Raw genomic sequence first — 18,706 nt, 5'->3', positions numbered from 1 at the left:
AAAAGAAAGCAGGCGGACCGGCGTTTATGCGGTAAAATGGAGTACACCCCTGGAAGGAGATTCCCCGATGTCGACCCAAATGCCTGAAAATCCCCGTTCGGAGTCTGGCGAACAAGAGTCGTTCGCCGAAACCGCCCTGAAGCTGGGCGGTAAAAGTGCGGAAGAAGCAAGACGCACCGGCGCGATCGACAGCGCCGATGATCAGGTCGAAAAGCTCTTTCAGCCGCAGTATCAAACAATCAACAGTCCGGCTCACGCTGTGGTCTGGGATCGCGGCTTTAACATGGATCTCTTTCTGCCGCAGCCGTTAGAAACGCCGCCTGAGATCCTAAAGGTGATGGACGATTCGATTGCTGTTGTGAATCGCTTCAAGGCCGCTGGCACACTACACAACGAAGAAGGAAAGATTACCACCGAAGTAATGGATGCTTTGGGGGCCGCCGGCTACTGGGGGCTGTTGGTCGACAAACAATACGGTGGCAGCGGCACGCCATTTCGCTGCTTTGCGCCGTTCCTGACCCGCATGGCGATGGCCGATCCCACAATCGCCGGGCTCGCTTCGGTGCATGGCTGTATCGGCGCGGTCGATCCGGTTGGGACGTTTGGCGATGAATCGCAAAAGCAACGCTGGTTGCCGAAGTTGGCCAGCGGCCAACGGCTCTCGGCTTTTGCGCTGACCGAACCTTGCGCCGGCTCAGACCTGACGGCGCTTCGCACGACGGCGGTGTTGGAAGGAGATCACTATGTGGTCAACGGCGAAAAGCTGTTTATCACCAATATCACCCCGGGACGTACGATCGGGCTGGTCTGTTTGATCGAAGATAAGCCAGCGGTACTGGTTGTCGATTTGCCGGATGAAGAAAACGAAAACTTCCAACTGCGGAAGTATGGTCTTTGGGCGCTCAAGCATACTTATAATCGCGGAATTATCTTCAAAGACTTCCAGGTTCCCAAGGACAACTTGCTCGAGCCGATCAAGGGGAATGGTCTGACGATCGCCTATCACGGGCTCAATCTTGGTCGCATTTCGCTTTGTGCCAACGCAGCCGGCACGATGCGGCTGATGATGGGCAGCATGATTCCGTGGGCCAAGTTTCGCGAAACGTATGGCGAACCGATTGAAAAGCGCGAACTTGTCCAGCGCCGCCTGGGCCGATTGGCAGGGTTGATTGTCGCCGCTGACGCGCTGGTCGCGTGGTGCTCAACCTTGATTGACTCGGGCTATCGCGGCGAAATGGAATGTATCATCGCCAAGATCTTCGGGAGTGAAGCGCAAAAGGAAGCTGCGATTGAGCTGTACATGAAAACGCACGGGGGGCGATCTTTCCTGCATGGTCACATGTTTGGCGACAACGTCCACGAGTACCTCGCTCCTTGCATTTACGAAGGAGAAGGGGAGATGCTGGGAATGGCGTTCTTCAAGTCGCTCGTCAAGCAGCACGGTACGAAGTACTTTGAAGCGGTCGGAAAAGCGCTGGCGGCTGCCGGGATCAAAAAGCCAAATCCGCTGAATCCTGCGCATGCGTGGGCGCTAAAAGGGGCGATCGCACCGTACGCCGGTTGGTTGATGAAAGAGTACATGACGCCAAAACCGCGTCCTCACTATCCAGATATGCCCGACGATCTTAAAACGCATGCCCAATTTGCGGCCGAAGGGCTGCAGGCAATGCCGCTGACGATTTCGGGCGTGATGCGCAAGCATCAATTGAAACTGGCCGATCGCCAGTGCCGGATGTCGCTCCTCTCGGGCAAAGTGCAAAAATTGATTACGATACTTTGCACCAGCTTGTACGCAGCCCAGCAGGACAACGAAATGATCCGTGCCGCGGCCGATATCATCTGCCGCGATCTGACCAACGAGATCTTGAACAATCCGGTCAGTGATCGTCACTTCCGCCGCGTGACCGATCTGGGAGCAAAGATCGCCGAGCATGGTTTCCCAGGAGTCGAAGGGGCGCCAGACGAAATCTTGATGAAGTACGAGAAATAACGAGCAGCAAGGAAGTAGCCGGTGAAAAAATTTGGCGTCATCTTACCGGCTGCTGGCAGCAGCACGCGATTTGGCGATCCGCGACAAAAAAAAGTCTATGCTCCGCTGGCCGGCCAAGCGGTTTGGCTGCATAGCGCGCAGCGTTTTGCTGCGCGCGACGATGTGCGGCAGTTGATTGTTGTCATCTCGCCGGAAGATGAAGTTTCATTCCGTACGGACTATGCCGCCGAGATTGAGCGGCTTCACCTTGCGATCGCCCTGGGAGGGGCCGAGCGGAGTGATTCGATCGCCAATGCAATTGCTCTTTTGGGCGACGATATTGAGATGGTTGCAGTTCACGATGCGGCTAGACCATGCGTCAGTGATCGGCTGATTGAGGATGTCTTTGCCGCTGCGATCGAGCATGGCGCCGCGATGTTGGCGACTCCGGTCGCAGGCACGCTCAAACGGGTCTTCGACGATCGCACGATCCAAGAGACCGTCTCGCGGGCCGGAATCTGGGAAGCTCAGACGCCGCAGGTTTTTCGCCGTGATTGGTTCGTTGCCGCTTATGAGACTCGCACTACGGATACAGTCACAGACGATGCGCAATTGTTAGAGCGAGTGGGGTATCGGGTGCTGATCGTGCCGGGATCACAGCTCAATCGGAAGATCACCACGCAGGAAGATCTGGTGATTGCCGCGGCGACGCTGGGAATGATTTAACGTCTTGCGGTCGTTGTAAGTTGGGTGCAGCGGATCGATACCCAACATTGTCCTGCATTGGATGCTCCTAATGGTGAGCTGCACAAGGTGGTGTTCCATTCTCGCTTGGCTAGTCGTGTGCGCCTTGTTCCACTCAACTACACACCTTGTGAACATGGCCTGATTTGGCTCGCCTTTTCCTGAGGGCCAAGCGAACCTAAAATGGCCACTTGGCTCTGATTTTTGCAGGGCTGCCTGCGACGTTTCACCTTAGGCTGGAAGCTCTGATGAACGATATTTTCGCCGACTTGAAGTGGCGCGGACTGGTATTTCAAACCACGGCGGATGACCACCTGCAAAAGTGGTTGAACGAAAAGCCGCGGACTGTCTACGCCGGCTTTGATCCAACCGCCGAAAGTTTGCATGTCGGCAGTCTGTTGCCGCTGATGCTGCTGCGCCGCTTCCAAAAGGCGGGACATCGGCCTCTGGCGCTGGTGGGGGGAGCGACCGGCATGATCGGCGATCCGAGCGGCAAAAGTGCCGAACGCAACCTGCAGTCAGTCGAGCAGCTCGAGCGCAATGTTGCTGGCATCAAAGCCCAAGTGGCCAAACTGGTCGATTTCGACGATTCGCCTGACGGGGCCCAGTTGGTCAACAATTTTGACTGGATGAACAAGTTTACTTATCTCGAATTTTTGCGCGACGTCGGCAAGCATTTTCCAGTCAACGTCATGATGGCCAAGGATTCGATCAAGAGTCGGCTAGAGCGGGAAGACGCAGGGATCAGCTATACCGAATTCAGCTACATGCTGTTGCAAGCGTATGACTTTGTGCATCTGAATCAGGCATACGACTGCGAACTGCAGATCGGCGGCAGCGATCAGTGGGGTAATATTACCGCCGGTACTGAGCTTGGGCGCCGCATGCATCAGAAGCAACTCTACGGCATGACGTGTCCGCTACTGACCAAAGCTGACGGTACCAAAATGGGCAAAACGGAGTCCGGCGCGATCTGGCTCTCTGCCGAGCGGACCAGCCCTTACGCATTTTACCAATACTGGGTCAATGTCGCCGATGAAGATGCCGGCAAGTGCTTGCGGTTTTTGACCGAATTGACGCACGAAGAAATCGAGTCGCTCGATACGTCGCGTCAAGAAGAACCGCATCAACGGGCCAGCCAGAAACGTCTAGCCGAACATCTGACGCAGTTAATCCACGGTCAGGAAGGTCTGACGAGCGCCCAGCGTGCGACCGAGATTTTCTTCGGCGGGACGATCGAGGACATGAACGACTCCCAATTGGGCCAAATCTTCGCAGACGTTCCTAGCTGTGAGTTAGCGCGCGATCGCCTAACCGGTGAAGGGCTCAGCTTGCTTGATGCGTTTGTCGAAGCAGGGCTGGCCAAAAGCAAAGGCGAGGCCCGGCGCGCCGTTGCTCAGGGAGGCGCTTATATCAACAATGTCCGAGCTGAAAGCGTCGATCAGTTGCTAACCGAGCGAGATTTAGCGAGCGAAACGGTCATGGTTTTGCGTAGCGGCAAGAAGAAATACGCCTTGTTGCGATTCCAAAATTAGTTTCAGCAGTCGGCGCCTACAACGCTAGCGGTCGCAGGTTTCGATTGACCTGTTGCCGTGGCGCCCGTAACATTCCGGCAGTCCTCCCTAGCTTGGCGTGTACGATGTAGCGGGATTTCTGTCGAAAATGAAATTGTCGTGGAAAATCGCGACCTGTGCGGTGCTGGCGCTGATTGTCGTGATCAGCGGCATTGGCATCTATTTGTATCAGGCGACGCGCCATGTGCCCGATTTTTACACCGCGGCTCTCGATATCGAACCGGACGCCGCGCAAGAGACCGGCGAGATTCTTGAAGAGCAAGTTTTCGCTTTCTCCAACGAGATTCGACGACCGTCGCGCTGGCAGCTGCGTCTGACCAACGATCAAATCAACGGTTGGCTTGCATCCGACTTGGAAGAAAAGTTTCCGAAGTTGTTGCCCGTTGGAATGCACGATCCTCGGATCGCGATCACCGAGCGACAAGTGAAACTCGGCTGCCGGTTCGAGGGGCAAAAATTTCATTCGGTTTTGTCGCTAGATATAGATGCTTACCTGGTCGAAGACGAAGAAAATGTCGTTGCGATCCAGATTCAAAATGTGTCGGCAGGTTCGCTTCCGTTCCCATTGGGCAGTTTGCTGGATGAGGTCGCGCGTCGCGCTGAAGAAGCCAAAATTCCGCTTCGTTGGCAGCAAGTCGAAGGCGATCCGGTCGCGCTGGTGACCGTTCCAAGCGAAGGGGAAGAGATTGAAGGGACGATCAGGATCGATACGTTAGAACTGCGTGATGGAGAAATCTTGTTGGCCGGCGAAACCTTGAAAAAGCAAGAGCCAACGATCGAAGCGGTGAAGCCCGATCTGCCGGCGGAGGAGCCTGTTCAAGAGATCAAGACGGCGAGTCTGCCGCTTAGTAAGTCGCCGTAAAGATTGACGATTAGCGCATCGGCATCGTCGCGCAGGAGCTCATATTCGCCCCGATCGATGCGGATTACATTGCCGCGATTGCCGGAGATTTCTCCCTCGTAGTCAAGATAATCCAAGCGGTGGGAAAAAATCGACTGCCCATAAACCGGCTGCAACATGTCGGGCTTCTCGTCCAATCGCCAGGTACGCAGCAGTCCATCCTCTTCTAACATCAAGTCATAGTGACTGACATCCGAGTGACCGGTGGGAAACTGGTGGAAGAGCAGCACAAAACGATTCATGCGTTTCTCTGGAGTTGGGTCCGCGGTGCGGATCAACGAATGGCTAACTGGCTCAGCATGCAGCGCGTCGTTAAAAGTCGGGAAGTTGGTTGGAGAGTAAGCTTGGAGCATGGCCAGATCACTGATATTGACGGAACTACACAGTAGAAATCAAGTCGAAAACGTTCACACTAGCCAGCCGCGTCAGCGATGGAATTCGGCTCACTATTTCGAGCCGGGATGGGTTCGTCAAGCGAATTCTCTCACTGCTGCTGTCGGCTACTGTTTTATTTAATAACGGACCCGGCGTTCCTCTAATTCGGGAACGCGTTGGTGGTTTCTTGCGAGGTGGCCAACTCGCGGGAGCGATTGCTGGTCGCCTCGACGATAATCGTTTGTGGTCCCGCCGTGGTTGCAACCGCAGCAACTTCAAATTCCAGCGTTTCACCGGCACGCAGCAGATTGATCGGCGGCAGAACAAGCGTGCTGCCGTCATTGCTGATGCGGGGGACGCCAAAATTTCCGCCGTCTCGCATAATTACATTGGGCGATTTTAGCCCCGGCGACAGTCGAAATGTGATCTGCACATTCTCGTCCGCTGCTTGCGTCTCATTCTTGATGAACAGGACATACTTAATGGTCTGGCCGATGCGAACGTCGCCCACCAGCGAATTGATTTTCGCCGTTAGTTTGCCCGGCTGAGCCGGCGGCGGAGTATTGCTAGAGCCACCATTGGGAGTCACGGCTGGCGGTTGTTCTTGTGGTTGCGAGCGAGACGGCGTGACTTGCACGCAGACTTGTTGCGTTTTGGGTTGCGTTTCGCCGGTGCTGACCGTGGCTCGCACGCACGCAGACTGAGCGAGTTCGTCGGCACGGCAGAGCAAGCGAAGCTCGGCAACTTGCCCCGGAGCAATCCCGTTGTCATATCGCCATTTAACGGTTCCCAGCTCTTTGTTATCCGAATTTGCGGTTGCTTCCAGGCCGCTGAAATTAGCATCGTAGTTGAGTGCGACCCGAACATCTGTCAGCGGAACGCTGCCGATGTTTTCTAGCAGCAAGGTGAAGAGGACGTTCTCGCCTTGCGAGACTGATTGAATCTGCTGAGCCGGTTGCGACTGTGGGTCGCTGGCGACCAGCGTTAGTTGGTAGTTCGGCTGGGCTGCCGGCGGAGCGACGTCAACGCACGCTTCACGCAGTACCGGTGCTTCGCCATCGGCGGTCACCGTCATCCGATGGCACTGTCGACCCGTGCCGACTGCCTGGAAGGTGAGCGTTTCGTTGATCGTTTTACCGGGAGGCAAGCTAACAGGATCGGTGGCAATCATATTGCCAGCGCCGCTGATATGCTGCAAACCGTTGGAGAACTCGTCTCGTAAGATCAAGTTGGTCAGCGGTTGGGTTCCGTTGTTCCGGATGGTAATGACAGTGTCAAACTGCGATCCGTTGGTGATCGACTGCGGACTGTTGATCTGCACTGAGATATTGTTGGACGCGACTTGCGTGTTGGCGCAACTGCGATGTCGCAGCTCTCCGTCGCCGGAGACCGACAGACAGAGTTGATGATTGCCGGCGCCGCGGACGGCACAGACCAGTTGAATGCGTCGATAGCCGCGAGCTTCGAGCGTGCCGATGCTCCACTCGATGTCGTTACCACGTTGGGTCGCAGGCAAGCTGCTTTCGGCGTATTGCATGCCAGAGGGGAGGGGAATAAACGCGACGACATTCGACGCAGGCACATCCCCTTGGTTAGAAATCACCAAGTCATACGTCGCGGTTGAGTCGATCTCGGCGACTGATGGCCCTGCGATTTCGGCTGACAATTGCGGTGCGCTCCAAGTGACGGTTGCGTCGCCGGTCGCTAACGTCAGTCGTTCGGTGGTGCCAAAATTGGCGTTTGCCGGACGAATCACGGTGATTCGGACGCGTGCGGCGCCTGGCTGATCTCGGGAAGCAGGAGCGATCTCGGCGGTGGCGCGACCTGTAGAATCAGTGGTCACTTCTACGGCAGGAGTGCTCGCGACGACGCCGTTGACGATAAAGCCGGCGGCGGCGCCATCGATCAATTCGTATTTGACGATCCACGAATCAAGCGGCGATTGGGTTGTTTGGGTCGAAACCACCGTGGTCAAAAAGGCTCGCTCACCCGCACGTTGAAATGCAGATGTCGGTAGCTGCCACTGCGCGTCGATCCATTCAACCGTGGCGACTCGCTGCCGAGCGGGCCAGTTCTCTAGCTTTTCGGCCAAAGCAGTGACGCGGCTTGTGCCGGGAGATGACGAACTGACGCTGATCCAGTTTTGCCCAGCTAGCACGCGGACATCATCGCCGGGGAGCTCGGTTCCACGATCGACCGTTTTATCACACAACTGCGTTCGCCCAATGGCGTAGACCGGGCTGATAACACCTTGCTCGGCTCCGAAAGAAGCAAACCGCGTGGTCGTGTCTCTGCCGCCGACCTCGGAGAAGTGCCCGACGCTGTCTTGCGAGAGCATCCATTTAATGGGACGACCTCCTTGGGTCAAGCAGCATTCGTCACCGTTCAGTCCGGCGACTAGCACCACTTCGGTGCCGACTGGCGCGACAACACGTGAAGGCGAGAGACTGAGCGATTTTTCGGGCTCGATAGCGCCTTTGGGAGGTTTCGGTAGCGGCGTACTAGCGGCAACACCGGGCGCATTGCACGGGCCAGGCGTTGCCGGAACGGCATAGGCCGGATTGGGCAGGCAATCGCCGGGACCGGTGAGCGTAGTTGACTGATTACACGCGAAGATGTGACGACCCGTCGGGTCGATGGACGGAACGCGAAGCGACGAGCAACCGCTTCCCCAGAGGGAAACGAGCAGGCCGATCACGATGAATCGTCTTGTGTTGTCAGGTTGGTTGGGACGCATGCTACTACTCGGTTGGGGCTGACTGAGCCGCCGAATCGGTCTGCTGCCGCGCACTGAAAATATGCGGGCTAGGCAAACCTAGCATGCGAAAAGAGGACATGCGGCGAATTTACATCACCGCATGTGGTAGAAAATCAACATCCAGGCGCCGGTGCTAACGATTGCACCGGCGGTAGTGAATTTCGGTAGCCTTTAGCGGTTCTTGGCGAAGATGCCGGTGGCGTACCAGATGCCGTTATTACCGCGCTTCATGTCATAAGCGTAATAAGTATTGTCGGCGCTAACGGCTGACCAGTGTCCTGAGGAATGACGCCAGCTACGGACGCATTCGATTGCGGCGTCTTCTAGATTTTGGCCGGGCCAGCTTTCGGCACAAACTTCGGTCGGAAGCATGTGGCCGGGAAGTTGCCCCGAGAGTTGTTGGAATCGCGAATCCCAAGAGTGATGTCCTTGCAGTTGCATCCGCGCTTGCAGACGACTGTGCTGGAAGGTGGCCACTGCTAGCAACCGGCGGAATACTCCGTTAGTGCTGCGCGGTTGTTCGGGGTGCATCCGAACCGCATAAACCAAAGTGCGTTGCGTCAGCGATCCGCGGGGGAGCGACAGGATGGTCTGCATCTGATAGGTGCTGCGCACGCGATGGTTGCGGAAGGGAAACTGGCTGACAACGTAACCGTAGTTCTCATCCGCTTTATCGACATAATCGACAATCGCGATTCCGGGCTGTCCCGCCATGTGTTGGAACGAGCCGTGTGACATTAACTTGGTCTTGCCGCTATCGGTGCCGACGGTCGCGTCGATCGGAAGCTCGGCAAGAATATAGTTAGTCAACAGATCGGCGACTTTGGGGTCGGCGATGACGCGTTGAAACTCTGCTTGCTTCTGCTGATCTTCGTCACGAAAGTAGATCAGTAACATCCGGCCTTCGTTCACGGCTGTGCGGACAGCAGTGGAGTAGTCGTCATACCAATAGGGAGTATCGGCGACTGCGGTTTGCGTGATCGAAATGACGAGCAGGGTGACGATCGCCAAGGGGGTTCGCTTCAGCATCTACTTTGCCCTGGGGGTGATTCGCAACAGCATGTGCAGAATAGAACGATTCTGCCGAATTCAGGAGCTGCGTAAGAGATTCAGAATAGCGCGTGCGGATTATCCGAGTCAATCGGGTGACGCGGCTAGCGGTTGGAAGAACAGGATGAACAAAAGGAATGCGCAGAAAGAATGAAGTGCGTGCATTCCGAAGAATAGGATAAATGGGATTTGTGCGCAGGTCAAATATTTATGATTGCAGAAACATAGTGGCTTTCGCAATCTATTCGTGTTATCAAGATTAGGAACTTTTGCGACGACCTACACCTCTTTGCGTATGCTCTTGAAGGACGATTCATGTTTCGCAGCACGGCGGCTAAAATCTGTAGTTGGACAGTAGCACTTTTGGCAGGTGCGTTTTTTTCCTGCGCCGCAGGCCAAGCCTTGGGGCAAGAATCCCTCCCGCAGCAAGTCTTTGCTGCTCATAAGTCGCTTGGGCAATTTTTGGGAGACGGGCAAGTCCGACATGGCTGGGAAGACTACCTTCAGAGCGATATCTTGCTGACCCAGATCCAATTGGGGGAGAAGGCGTCGCCGGAGATCTTAAAGAAAGTGCTGCTCCGCTATCAAAGTGATCAGACGGGGTTGGATTTGCCGCAATTTGCCCTGGTCCGCACAAAATTAGATAATTGGATTCAGGCAATTGATGGCAATAAAGTCCCTGTTGCAGAACTCTTTGCCGATGCGCAGGCTGATTTTCAGCCGGTGACGCCTGAGCAAGCGGCCCAAGCTAAGGCAAAGCTCACTACCGCAATGAGCGCGTTAGAGAAGTACCTGCACAACAGCGGCAGCGCCACAGAGCAAGGTTGGAAAAGCTTTCTGCGGTGGGAGGATCTGACAGAACAACTAGCGGCGGAGTCGCCTGATCTGACAACGTTGGAACGCTGCTATCTTCGCTTTCACTCTGGCGCCAAAGGCTTGGAATACGATCAGTTCGCCAACGTGCGTCGAGCGCTGCGTCGCTATATCGACATGCAATTCTTTGCGTCGAACAAGCAATACAAAGAGATGTACGAAATGCAGTTGGGGCTGCTGGGGGAAAGCCTGAAAAAATATACCGAAAATCCCAACCCCGATGATGCAGCTGCGATCGGAGCACAGCTTGGTTGGCTCGCGCAAGGGGGACAAATTCCGGAATTGGTCAAAGAAGCACGTAATTCATTGAATTACCCCAACTTGTTTCTCTCCGTCTCGGAACGATTTATCGGATATGGCATCGGCCGCAAAGTTAATGACACGATGCCGGTTCGAGACAACATTTTGGGAACCAGCATCCACGGGACCGGCCGAACCGTCGGTACTTTGAAGGCCGATTTGGTTCCGAACGCGACTGCCGCCCAGCTCCAGTTGGTGCTAGATGCAGTCACGAGAACTAACAATGTTGGCTACAACGGCCCGGTGACCGTTTACTCGAGCGGGGTTACCTCGGTTTTGGGCAAAAAAACGATGTTGATTGATCCGAATGGGGTGACTGATAGCAAGGCTACGGCGGACTGTAAGACCGATTCGACCTTCAACTCGATCCGCGCCAATTCAGGCTTGGTCCGCAATATCGCGACCAACAAAGCGTATCAGCAGAAGGCGCAGGCCGAAGCGATCGCTTCGCAACATGCAGAACAACGTGTTGTTAGTCGAATGGATGGAGAATCGGTTGATTTTGTGCGGGACGCTAACCAGCGTCTGCGTAAAGAAATCCGTCAGCCGCTAGATAGTCGCGACGAATTTCCGGAGATCTTCAAGATCTCGTCGACAGAGGATGAGCTGAAGGTCATCATGATGAAGGCTAATCGGTTTCAGCTTTCGGCGCCCACGCTTCCTTTGACCAGTCCGCCGAGCTCCGCCGATATTGGAGTCCAATTGCATGAGTCGATGCCAACCAACATGGCCGAAGTCCTCGTGGGTGGGCTCAAGTTGACCGATGTAAAGCTAGTGGAATTGCTCAAAGAGCGGGGAACAGAGGTTCCAGGGGAACTATTGATTACTCCAGAGAAGGATCCTTGGTCGATCACCTTCGATTATCAACGCCCGGTTGAGGTTCGCTTTGGGAATAACCGGATCGAGATCTCCATTCGAGGACGCCAGTTCACTCGCGGAGAAAGCGAATTCAACAATCCAGCCCGGATCAGCGCCGTCTATCTGGTCGAGCGTGGGGAATCTGGCGCCAAACTGACGCGTGAGGGAGACGTTTCTGTCGAATATTTAAGCCAGGAGCGTCAGGGGATTCGCGATATTACGCTGAAAACCTTCTTGCACAAAAAGTTTGAGGCCTTGTTCGAGCAAGAGATCGTTGGTGAAGGGCTCAAATTGAAAGGACGCTGGGAAGGCGCTGGACCGCTCTCCTTGGAAGAGTTGGTCGTTGGTGACGGTTGGGCGACTCTAGGATGGGTGATGCCGGCCGAGAAAATTGACAGCAAGGTTCTCGCTAGCGGCGCGAATTCGGTAAAATAATTATCGAACGAACGCCACTGGGCTTCCTACTTTCGAAGAGCACCGGTTATGCAGCGCTGGGTAGAGATTGAATTTGACTGTTTACCGCTTCGGACCATAGGGCGGATGGATATCCCCATCGACGCTTCGCCGAAGTACCAACGGCACTGCCAGAATCTCCAGCAAGCTCTGGAGAAACATGGAGCGCTAAATTCGTTCTATCTCTATAACGCCAAGTGCGTTTACCATCTGCTGAATCATGAAACGGACGGAATGCTCGAATTTAAATTTGAGGGAACCGTCTTAACCGATGCTGGCGATAGCAAAGCACGGCAGGCCGATTTAGAAGTGACGCTGACGCGTGAGACTTGCTCGTGGTTGTCGGAACCGATTGTTGAATGGTTCATGTCGACCGTCTCACGCAGCGTCTTGGCCGATTTTGATCGGTATATCGCCGCCGGCGATCTCTCGGCCACCGAGCAACGGATCCAAAAGATCCAGGCCGAAAGTGACGCGTCGGGCGGTTTTGTCGGGATGTATCTCTAAAGCACGACGCAGCTAGCCGTGCTTCGCTAGCGGCCCCGCTGGAAAACTTTGACGATTGTAGAGATTCTTCAAAGTTTGCCGGTTAGGCTGGCCGATACTTCTACCAAGCTGGATTACGACCGTCCTGCACTTGTTGCAGGCGTTCGGTCCCGGGGGGGGATCCAGTGCTTTTGTTGTCGTTGTTTCTGGTATGAAACTGCGCCCAACCAACGTACTGATTACCTTCCCGAGCCGAAAAAAACGCCCAGCGTTTGAGTACGGCTCAATCAGGAAACGGAATTCCATGAGCCGGCACACCGCGAAGTATTGGGCGATCATTTTGATCGGAGCTTCGGCACTGACGGGTTGTCATCCGACGCAGCCATTCTATTTCACCGAGAGAAATGACCTCTCGACCTACCTTGATAAAGCGACCGAGATTGAATATCCGGACGTTAACGAGCCAAGTTTGGCCGAGGTGGAGAATGCTTCAGAGCCGTTCACCCTTTCGGATCCGTTCTCGCTAGAGAAGGATCAGATCTGGGAACTCTCGCTCGAAGAAGCGGTCAGCATCACGCTGAAAAATAGCAAGGTCTTGCGTACTGCAGGCGGCAACGCGGTCTTCCGCGTCATCCCCGGCACCACGCTGACCAGCGATGCGATTCCAACCAGTTTGATCACGCGAAACGACGCCATGCCGACGATCTATGATCCGGCGATTGTTGAATCGGATCCGACGTTGGGCGTGGAAGGCGCTTTGTCGGCATTCGACGCGCAGTTGAACATGACCGCCAACTACAACAACACCGATCGCCCTCAAAACTATACGTCCAATACGCTTTTCCCGTCGGTCTTCGAGCAAAACCTGGGAACCGGCTCGATCGAGTTGACCAAGCGAGCGGCGACTGGTACGCAGTTCTTCTTGCGAAACAACTATCAGTACGAGTGGAACAATCGTAGCCCGCTGACGCGGCCGTTGCCCAGCGACTGGCAAACCAACATCGAATTGGAAGCACGTCATCCGTTGCTTCGCGGTTCGGGCGTTCAAGTCAATCGCGTCAACGTGATGCTGGCTCGCGTACGAGAAGACATCAGCCTGGCTGACTTTGAGACCAACGTTCGCAACCTGGTGAGCGATGTCGAAGAAGCCTACTGGCAAACCTACTTCGCCTATCACAATCTAGAAGCAGCCAAGACGGGACGCGACAGTGCGTTGGTCACCTGGCGTCGCATCTTCACCCTGATGCAAAAGGGCGCCGAAGGTGGTGAAGCGGAAAAAGAAGCTCAAGCTCGCCAACAATACTACGAATTCCGTGCTCGTACGCAGGCTGCTCTTCGCGACTTGTACAAAGCCGAAAACGCGTTGCGTTACTTCATGGGGATCGCCGCCAACGATGGTCGCCTGATCCGTCCCTCGACAGAACCGAGCGACGCCTGGGTGAAGTTTGACTGGTTCCAGATTCAGGAAGAAGCGATTGCGATGTCGGCCGAACTGCGACGTCAACGCTGGCGCCTAAAGCAGCGTGAGATCGAAATGATCGCCGCTCGCAACCAACTGCTGCCGCAACTTGACGTGGTTGGGCTCTACCGCTTCCTCGGTGTGGGCGACAATTTGAGCTCAGGGAACAGCAACACGCCTCCGTTCCCGAATGTTGGCTCGACCGCCTGGGAACAACTGACCGACGGCAACTATCAAGAGTGGACGCTGGGAGCTCAATACAGCATGCCAATTGGTTTCCGTCAGGCTCTCTCCGGCGTACGCAACGCTCAACTCCGGATTGCTCGCGACAAGGCGGTGCTAGAAGACATGGAGCTAGAAGTGTCGCACCTGCTGACCGACGCGATTCGCGATCTTGACTCGAACTACAACTTGGTGCAATCGAACCTGAACCGCTTGATCGCCTCGGACAAAGAAGTCGACTCGGTGCAAGCCGCTTACGACGCCGGTACGGTCACGCTCGACTTGCTGCTAGAAGCACAGCGTCGCCGCAGCGAAGCTCAGATCGCTTACTTCCAGGCGTTGGTTCAATACAACATCGCAGTCAAAGATGTCCATCTCCGCAAGGGTACGCTGCTTGATTACAACGGCATCTACTTGGCGGAAGGCCCGTGGCCAGACAAGGCTTACTTTGACGCCAAGGGTAACGCCCGTCGTCGTGCGGCCAGCCACTATATGAACTACGGCTACACCCGTCCCGGCGTCATCAGCCGCGGCCCGATCCCCAGCGGATTGAACACTGAAGAGGGAGTGATTTGGGAAGAGGCTCCGTTGCCGGGTGGATCCTACATGGAAGAAGTGCCGACACCGGCTGGTCAACCAACTCCGGCGGCATTGGACACTCAAGTGATGGCTCCGGCCTCTCAGCGACAACAAACTCAGCGGCAGCAAGTCGCCGCTGAGGGCGCCACGCTGCGGCCGATCGGCCTTCAGCCGACTCAGCAGGGATCGCAGGTTGCTCGCGTTTCGCTCAACCAGCCGGCCAATGCCAAGCAGCGGACCGCAGCCGTAAAGCCGGCTTCGCCCAATTCGCAAGCGAAGCTCGATTTTAATAAACTAGGCTTGTCTGGAATGATGAAAGATATGGACGTCCGCTCGTCGACGCCCTCTACAAAAACCACGGCGGCTGCAAGTCATGAACCTGTCGCGAATTCAACGCCTGCTGCAACTGTTGGGACTGCTGCAAAGTGGCAGGCCCCAAAACGTTGATTCGTTAGCGGTCGAGTGCGGCGTGAGCCGCCGGACCATCTTTCGAGATCTTGATACCTTGCGAGGGGCCAGCGTGCCCCTCGCTTTCGATTCAGAGTCTCAGCGGTATCACATTCCTGATACCTACTTTCTTAGCCCGACCAATCTCAACGCCGAAGAGGCGCTCTCGGTGATGGTCCTCTGCAGCGAACTGGGAGACGGGAGCGGACTCCCCTACTACTCCAATGCTCGAAAAGCGGCGACCAAGCTCGAAAACAGTCTGCCGGATCGTCTGCGGAGTCGGTTACGACGCGTATCTGGAGCGGTAGAGATCAAGCTGAATCATTCGCCCCAGCCGGAGGAGGCCGAGACGGTATATCAGCAACTTGTCGATGCTGTCGGAAATCGCCGCTCGGTCCGCATTCAGTACAAGAGCTTATTTGACGAAGCCGATATCAGCACGAAGCTTTCTCCCTACAAGCTACTTTTTAGTCGGCACAGTTGGTATGTCATCGGCCGTTCGTCGCTGCATCGTTCGACCCGTACGTTCAAGGTCGGACGAATTCTATCGCTTGTAGATCTCGAAGATGCGTTTAAAATCCCCAGCGGTTTTCGCGTCGAACGTTATTTGCGCAGCGCCTGGCATATGATTCCAGAGGAAGGCCCCGATCAAGATGTGGTGGTCCGCTTTCACAAATTGGTCGCCTCCAACGTCGCCGAAGTGCAGTGGCACAAAACGCAGCAGGTTGCCTGGAACGAAGATGGCTCGATCGATTTCCGAGTGACGGTTTCGGGACTACGAGAAATGTCGTGGTGGATTCTCGGTTATGGAGAGCAAGCGACCGTGCTCGCTCCCCCCGAGATGCAACAGATCGTCGTCTCACATGCCCGAGCGATTATTGATAAGTACCAGACCAACGAGCACAGTTAACGCGTCATTTGTGCTGCGAAACCAAGGACTGTTCGATTCTCCCAGTAAGACGTAAAATGAGGCAGTTTCAGGCGACCGTGAGCTAACAACTATGTTCTTCGTGTTCGATGGATTGGATGGCGTCGGCAAATCGACGCAGCAGACGTTGTTTACCGCCTGGCTTGAGATGCAGAATGCCAAGGTTGTATCGTGTCGCGATCCCGGCAGCACTTTGCTGGGAGAACGACTACGGGCAATCTTGCTTGACAAAAGCGACTTGGAGATCGCACCGCGCAGTGAAATGTTGTTGTACATGACTGCGCGTGCGCAACTGGTCGCCGAAACGATTCGCCCTGCGTTGGAATCAGGCGCCGCCGTTGTCTCGGATCGCTATTTGCTGGCCAATATCGCCTATCAGGGATACGGCGGCGGCGTCGATGTCGATACGATTCGCAGCGTCGGCTTGGTAGCGACTGATGGAGTTCTGCCTGATGCAACCTTTCTGCTAGATCTGCCAACCAAGGTGGCGCTCAGCCGCTTGCACCGGACGCTGGATCGCGTTGAAAGCCGTGGAGTTGAATACTTTGAGCGCGTTCGCGCTGGGTTTCTCGCCGAAGCGAAAAAGTTTGAGCACGTCCATATCATTGACGCGAGTCGGAAGGTCGAAGAAATTCAGGCCGAAATTCGCAGCATCGCACTGACCGTGCTAGAGAGACAAGCCGACCGATGAGTTGGGACGAGATTCAAGGCCATGACGCGGTTCAAGCAAAGTTTCGGACCGCCGTAGCGCGCGGACGCCTAGCGAGTACATTTTTGTTCGTTGGGCCGCCGGCAGTTGGTAAACGCAAGTTCGCGTTAAAATTAGCCGAAGCGCTGCTGTGCGAACAAAACCCCGCGGCTGACCTCAATCCCTGCGGAAAGTGCGAAAGCTGCATTCAAGTCCGCGCCCATTCGCATCCTGATCTAATCCTGGTCCAGCGGCCTGCCAATCGGACCCGGATTCCGGTCGAAGTGTTGATCGGCGATGGACAAAATCGGATGCGGGAAGGGCTGTGCCACGACATTACGCTCCGTCCCTATCGCGGCGGACGGAAAGTCGCAATCATCGATGACGCCGATTATTTGAACGTCGAAGGCGCCAACTGTTTGCTGAAGACGCTGGAAGAACCGCCGCCCAAGTCGGTGCTGATTTTGCTCTCGACCAGTCTGCAGCGGCAATTGCCGACGATCCGTTCCCGCTCACAGATTATACGCTTCGCCCCTTTGGCAAACGAAGTAATTGCGGCGCTGTTGATAAAGCTGGAGGTCGTCTCCGATTTGGAAGAAGCCCGCGTTCTGGCCGAACTAGGACACGGCAGTCTCGAGCGCGCGATGCAAGTCGCCGATCCAGAACTGCGCGAGTTTCGCGCCGCGCTGCTGCCGCGGTTAGCCGTCCCTGATTTTCCGAGTGTTCCGTTGGCCAAAGAGACGGCCGAATTTGTTGATCGAGCCGGCAAAGAAGCGCCCCCGCGCCGAGCTCGCCTGATCTTGGTCATGCAGTTCGCCGCTGAGTTTTACGAGCAGCTAATGCTGGCCCTCTGCGGTCGCCCTGTTGCCGGCGATGACCTGCTGCGAAAGCAAGTCGAACGCGCGGCTGCTCGTTTTACCGCCGGACCTGATGCGGCGGCCGCTTGCTTGGCCCGCTGCGTTGAAGCAGAGCAAGAGGTCGAATCCAACGCAAATCTGGCGACATTGGTCGACGCATGGATGGACGATCTCTCGTCGGCCGGTCGGTTAGGCTATGTGCCGCTGGGGCAGTGAATTTGAGCAAGGATTGGGAGTTTGTGAATCCCTTTAGGCTACTTGGAAATCGCCGCCAGGCTCTCTGCTGCTTCCCTAATTTCCGCCGCCAAATCGATCGTTTCAAAGATCCTCTGATCCATTTGTAACGCAGCGGCCCCTAGCGAAGCGCCCACGATTTGCCCGGCCATTGATCCGATTGTGTCGGTATCTCCGCCTATTTCGACTACCGATCCCATCATGCCGCATACGGACCCTGTCGCGTGGATCGCGTGAAGAATCGCCAGCGGAACCGAATCGGCGACATAACCCGTCGTGTCAAAACGCTCCGAGGCCTGGAGAAGAGAAAGTTGCTTGACTTCGATTTCGGCGAGGCGATCTCGTGTGCAAGAGTCCGGTAGGATCGCAATCACGCGCGGTAAGAGCGTTTGCTGCAATGAGACCCCCTCGGCTGCCCATCGCACGGCCGCAGCAATCGCTAAGGCGCCGCAGTAGGCCTCTTCATTGCGATGCGTGATTCGGCACACATCGTGAATCGTTCGGCGATCAGTGTCGTTGGTCGGGTCCAAGAAGAAAGCGAGCGGTGCGATTCGCATTGCTGCCCCGTTGCCAGCCGCGCGTTCGCCGGATGCTCCTGCCAACGCCCAGTGCGCGCCTGCCGCTAGTTCGGTTAGTGATTTGAGCGTGCTCGATCCGATGCCGGTGATGCGGCGGGACCGAAACCAGGCCGAAAAGCGAGCGGCGATCGCGGCGGGGTCAACACAGCCAACTTCGGCAATCGCTTCACAAGTGGCCAACGTCAGCTGGGTATCGTCAGTGACGGTCAATGTGTTTGTCGCAGCGAAAAGCGTACCAGGCGACTTATCGGAATCCGCCGCAGGAAGGCATCCCTCAGATGCCGCGCCCACTGCATCTCCGATCGCTCCGCACATCAAGCAGCCAAAGATTCGGTCAGTACGCGTTGGTATTCCCATGACCCTATCTCCTAAG

The 18,706-nt window shown here is 55.7% G+C and carries 14 protein-coding genes; 10 read left to right on the top strand and 4 right to left on the bottom strand.

Annotated elements, in window-relative coordinates:
* Positions 1 to 67: 67 nt before the first annotated feature.
* From SH421x_RS21150 to SH421x_RS21135, 4 genes are all read left to right on the top strand, one after another.
* A complete protein-coding gene (locus SH421x_RS21150; RefSeq protein ID WP_488852006.1) occupies positions 68 to 1,990 on the top strand; it encodes an acyl-CoA dehydrogenase family protein in 1,923 nt (640 codons plus the stop codon).
* Positions 1,991 to 2,011: 21 nt separating this feature from the next.
* A complete protein-coding gene (gene ispD / locus SH421x_RS21145; RefSeq protein WP_488852005.1) occupies positions 2,012 to 2,695 on the top strand; it encodes a 2-C-methyl-D-erythritol 4-phosphate cytidylyltransferase in 684 nt (227 codons plus the stop codon).
* Between the two features lie 266 nt (positions 2,696 to 2,961).
* Positions 2,962 to 4,248 (top strand): tyrosine--tRNA ligase, encoded by a 1,287-nt coding sequence (tyrS, locus tag SH421x_RS21140; RefSeq protein ID WP_488852004.1) that lies wholly within the window; start codon positions 2,962 to 2,964, stop codon positions 4,246 to 4,248.
* 127 nt (positions 4,249 to 4,375) lie between these two features.
* Positions 4,376 to 5,149, top strand: coding sequence for a hypothetical protein (locus SH421x_RS21135; protein ID WP_488852003.1), 774 nt, complete (start codon positions 4,376 to 4,378; stop codon positions 5,147 to 5,149).
* On the opposite strand, the gene SH421x_RS21130 is transcribed toward SH421x_RS21135, so the two are convergent.
* From SH421x_RS21130 to SH421x_RS21120, 3 genes are all read right to left on the bottom strand, one after another.
* Positions 5,104 to 5,541 carry a DNA polymerase ligase N-terminal domain-containing protein gene (locus SH421x_RS21130; RefSeq protein ID WP_488852002.1) on the bottom strand — a complete coding sequence of 146 codons (438 nt, stop codon included), beginning with the start codon at positions 5,539 to 5,541 and terminating at the stop codon, positions 5,104 to 5,106. The two genes, SH421x_RS21135 and SH421x_RS21130, sit on opposite strands and share 46 nt — an antisense overlap.
* Before the next feature lie 182 nt (positions 5,542 to 5,723).
* Entirely contained in the window at positions 5,724 to 8,300 is a 2,577-nt protein-coding gene (locus tag SH421x_RS21125; RefSeq protein WP_488852001.1) for a COG1361 family protein, read from the bottom strand.
* A 192-nt stretch (positions 8,301 to 8,492) separates the two neighbouring features.
* Complete coding sequence (locus tag SH421x_RS21120; protein ID WP_488852000.1) at positions 8,493 to 9,350, bottom strand: hypothetical protein; 858 nt, start codon at positions 9,348 to 9,350, stop codon at positions 8,493 to 8,495.
* Between the two features lie 336 nt (positions 9,351 to 9,686).
* On the opposite strand from SH421x_RS21120, the gene SH421x_RS21115 reads away from it, so the two are divergent.
* From SH421x_RS21115 to SH421x_RS21090, 6 genes are all read left to right on the top strand, one after another.
* On the top strand, positions 9,687 to 11,837 hold the full coding sequence (locus tag SH421x_RS21115) for a hypothetical protein (RefSeq protein WP_488851999.1): 2,151 nt from the start codon (positions 9,687 to 9,689) through the stop codon (positions 11,835 to 11,837).
* 48 nt (positions 11,838 to 11,885) lie between these two features.
* Complete coding sequence (locus SH421x_RS21110; RefSeq protein WP_488851998.1) at positions 11,886 to 12,362, top strand: hypothetical protein; 477 nt, start codon at positions 11,886 to 11,888, stop codon at positions 12,360 to 12,362.
* A 283-nt stretch (positions 12,363 to 12,645) separates the two neighbouring features.
* Positions 12,646 to 15,048, top strand: coding sequence for a TolC family protein (locus tag SH421x_RS21105; protein ID WP_488851997.1), 2,403 nt, complete (start codon positions 12,646 to 12,648; stop codon positions 15,046 to 15,048).
* Positions 14,975 to 15,958 carry a helix-turn-helix transcriptional regulator gene (locus tag SH421x_RS21100; RefSeq protein WP_488851996.1) on the top strand — a complete coding sequence of 328 codons (984 nt, stop codon included), beginning with the start codon at positions 14,975 to 14,977 and terminating at the stop codon, positions 15,956 to 15,958. The genes SH421x_RS21105 and SH421x_RS21100 overlap by 74 nt, the downstream gene beginning before the upstream one ends.
* A gap of 91 nt (positions 15,959 to 16,049) precedes the next feature.
* Complete coding sequence (gene tmk, locus SH421x_RS21095; protein ID WP_488851995.1) at positions 16,050 to 16,667, top strand: dTMP kinase; 618 nt, start codon at positions 16,050 to 16,052, stop codon at positions 16,665 to 16,667.
* Positions 16,664 to 17,737, top strand: a complete 1,074-nt coding sequence (locus tag SH421x_RS21090) for a DNA polymerase III subunit (RefSeq protein ID WP_488851994.1) — start codon at positions 16,664 to 16,666, stop codon at positions 17,735 to 17,737. The genes tmk and SH421x_RS21090 overlap by 4 nt, the downstream gene beginning before the upstream one ends.
* Before the next feature lie 38 nt (positions 17,738 to 17,775).
* Here the strand turns inward: SH421x_RS21090 and SH421x_RS21085 are convergent, their stop codons facing one another.
* On the bottom strand, positions 17,776 to 18,690 hold the full coding sequence (locus SH421x_RS21085) for an ADP-ribosylglycohydrolase family protein (protein WP_488851993.1): 915 nt from the start codon (positions 18,688 to 18,690) through the stop codon (positions 17,776 to 17,778).
* Positions 18,691 to 18,706: the final 16 nt, after the last annotated feature.

The sequence above is a fragment of the Blastopirellula sp. SH421 genome (genome assembly GCF_057808535.1).
Note: the sequence above shows the minus strand (reverse complement) of the source record. Positions and strands in the feature narration are given on the sequence as shown.

What these genes read in the sequence shown, in the direction of transcription:
- SH421x_RS21150 (WP_488852006.1), top strand. Translation starts at nt 68, where the DNA reads ATGTCGACCCAAATGCCTGAAAATCCCCGTTCGGAGTCTGGCGAACAA.
- tyrS (WP_488852004.1), top strand. Translation starts at nt 2,962, where the DNA reads ATGAACGATATTTTCGCCGACTTGAAGTGGCGCGGACTGGTATTTCAA.
- SH421x_RS21135 (WP_488852003.1), top strand. Translation starts at nt 4,376, where the DNA reads ATGAAATTGTCGTGGAAAATCGCGACCTGTGCGGTGCTGGCGCTGATT.
- SH421x_RS21130 (WP_488852002.1), bottom strand. Translation starts at nt 5,541, where the DNA reads ATGCTCCAAGCTTACTCTCCAACCAACTTCCCGACTTTTAACGACGCG.
- SH421x_RS21125 (WP_488852001.1), bottom strand. Translation starts at nt 8,300, where the DNA reads ATGCGTCCCAACCAACCTGACAACACAAGACGATTCATCGTGATCGGC.
- SH421x_RS21120 (WP_488852000.1), bottom strand. Translation starts at nt 9,350, where the DNA reads ATGCTGAAGCGAACCCCCTTGGCGATCGTCACCCTGCTCGTCATTTCG.
- SH421x_RS21115 (WP_488851999.1), top strand. Translation starts at nt 9,687, where the DNA reads ATGTTTCGCAGCACGGCGGCTAAAATCTGTAGTTGGACAGTAGCACTT.
- SH421x_RS21110 (WP_488851998.1), top strand. Translation starts at nt 11,886, where the DNA reads ATGCAGCGCTGGGTAGAGATTGAATTTGACTGTTTACCGCTTCGGACC.
- SH421x_RS21105 (WP_488851997.1), top strand. Translation starts at nt 12,646, where the DNA reads ATGAGCCGGCACACCGCGAAGTATTGGGCGATCATTTTGATCGGAGCT.
- SH421x_RS21100 (WP_488851996.1), top strand. Translation starts at nt 14,975, where the DNA reads ATGAACCTGTCGCGAATTCAACGCCTGCTGCAACTGTTGGGACTGCTG.
- tmk (WP_488851995.1), top strand. Translation starts at nt 16,050, where the DNA reads ATGTTCTTCGTGTTCGATGGATTGGATGGCGTCGGCAAATCGACGCAG.
- SH421x_RS21090 (WP_488851994.1), top strand. Translation starts at nt 16,664, where the DNA reads ATGAGTTGGGACGAGATTCAAGGCCATGACGCGGTTCAAGCAAAGTTT.
- SH421x_RS21085 (WP_488851993.1), bottom strand. Translation starts at nt 18,690, where the DNA reads ATGGGAATACCAACGCGTACTGACCGAATCTTTGGCTGCTTGATGTGC.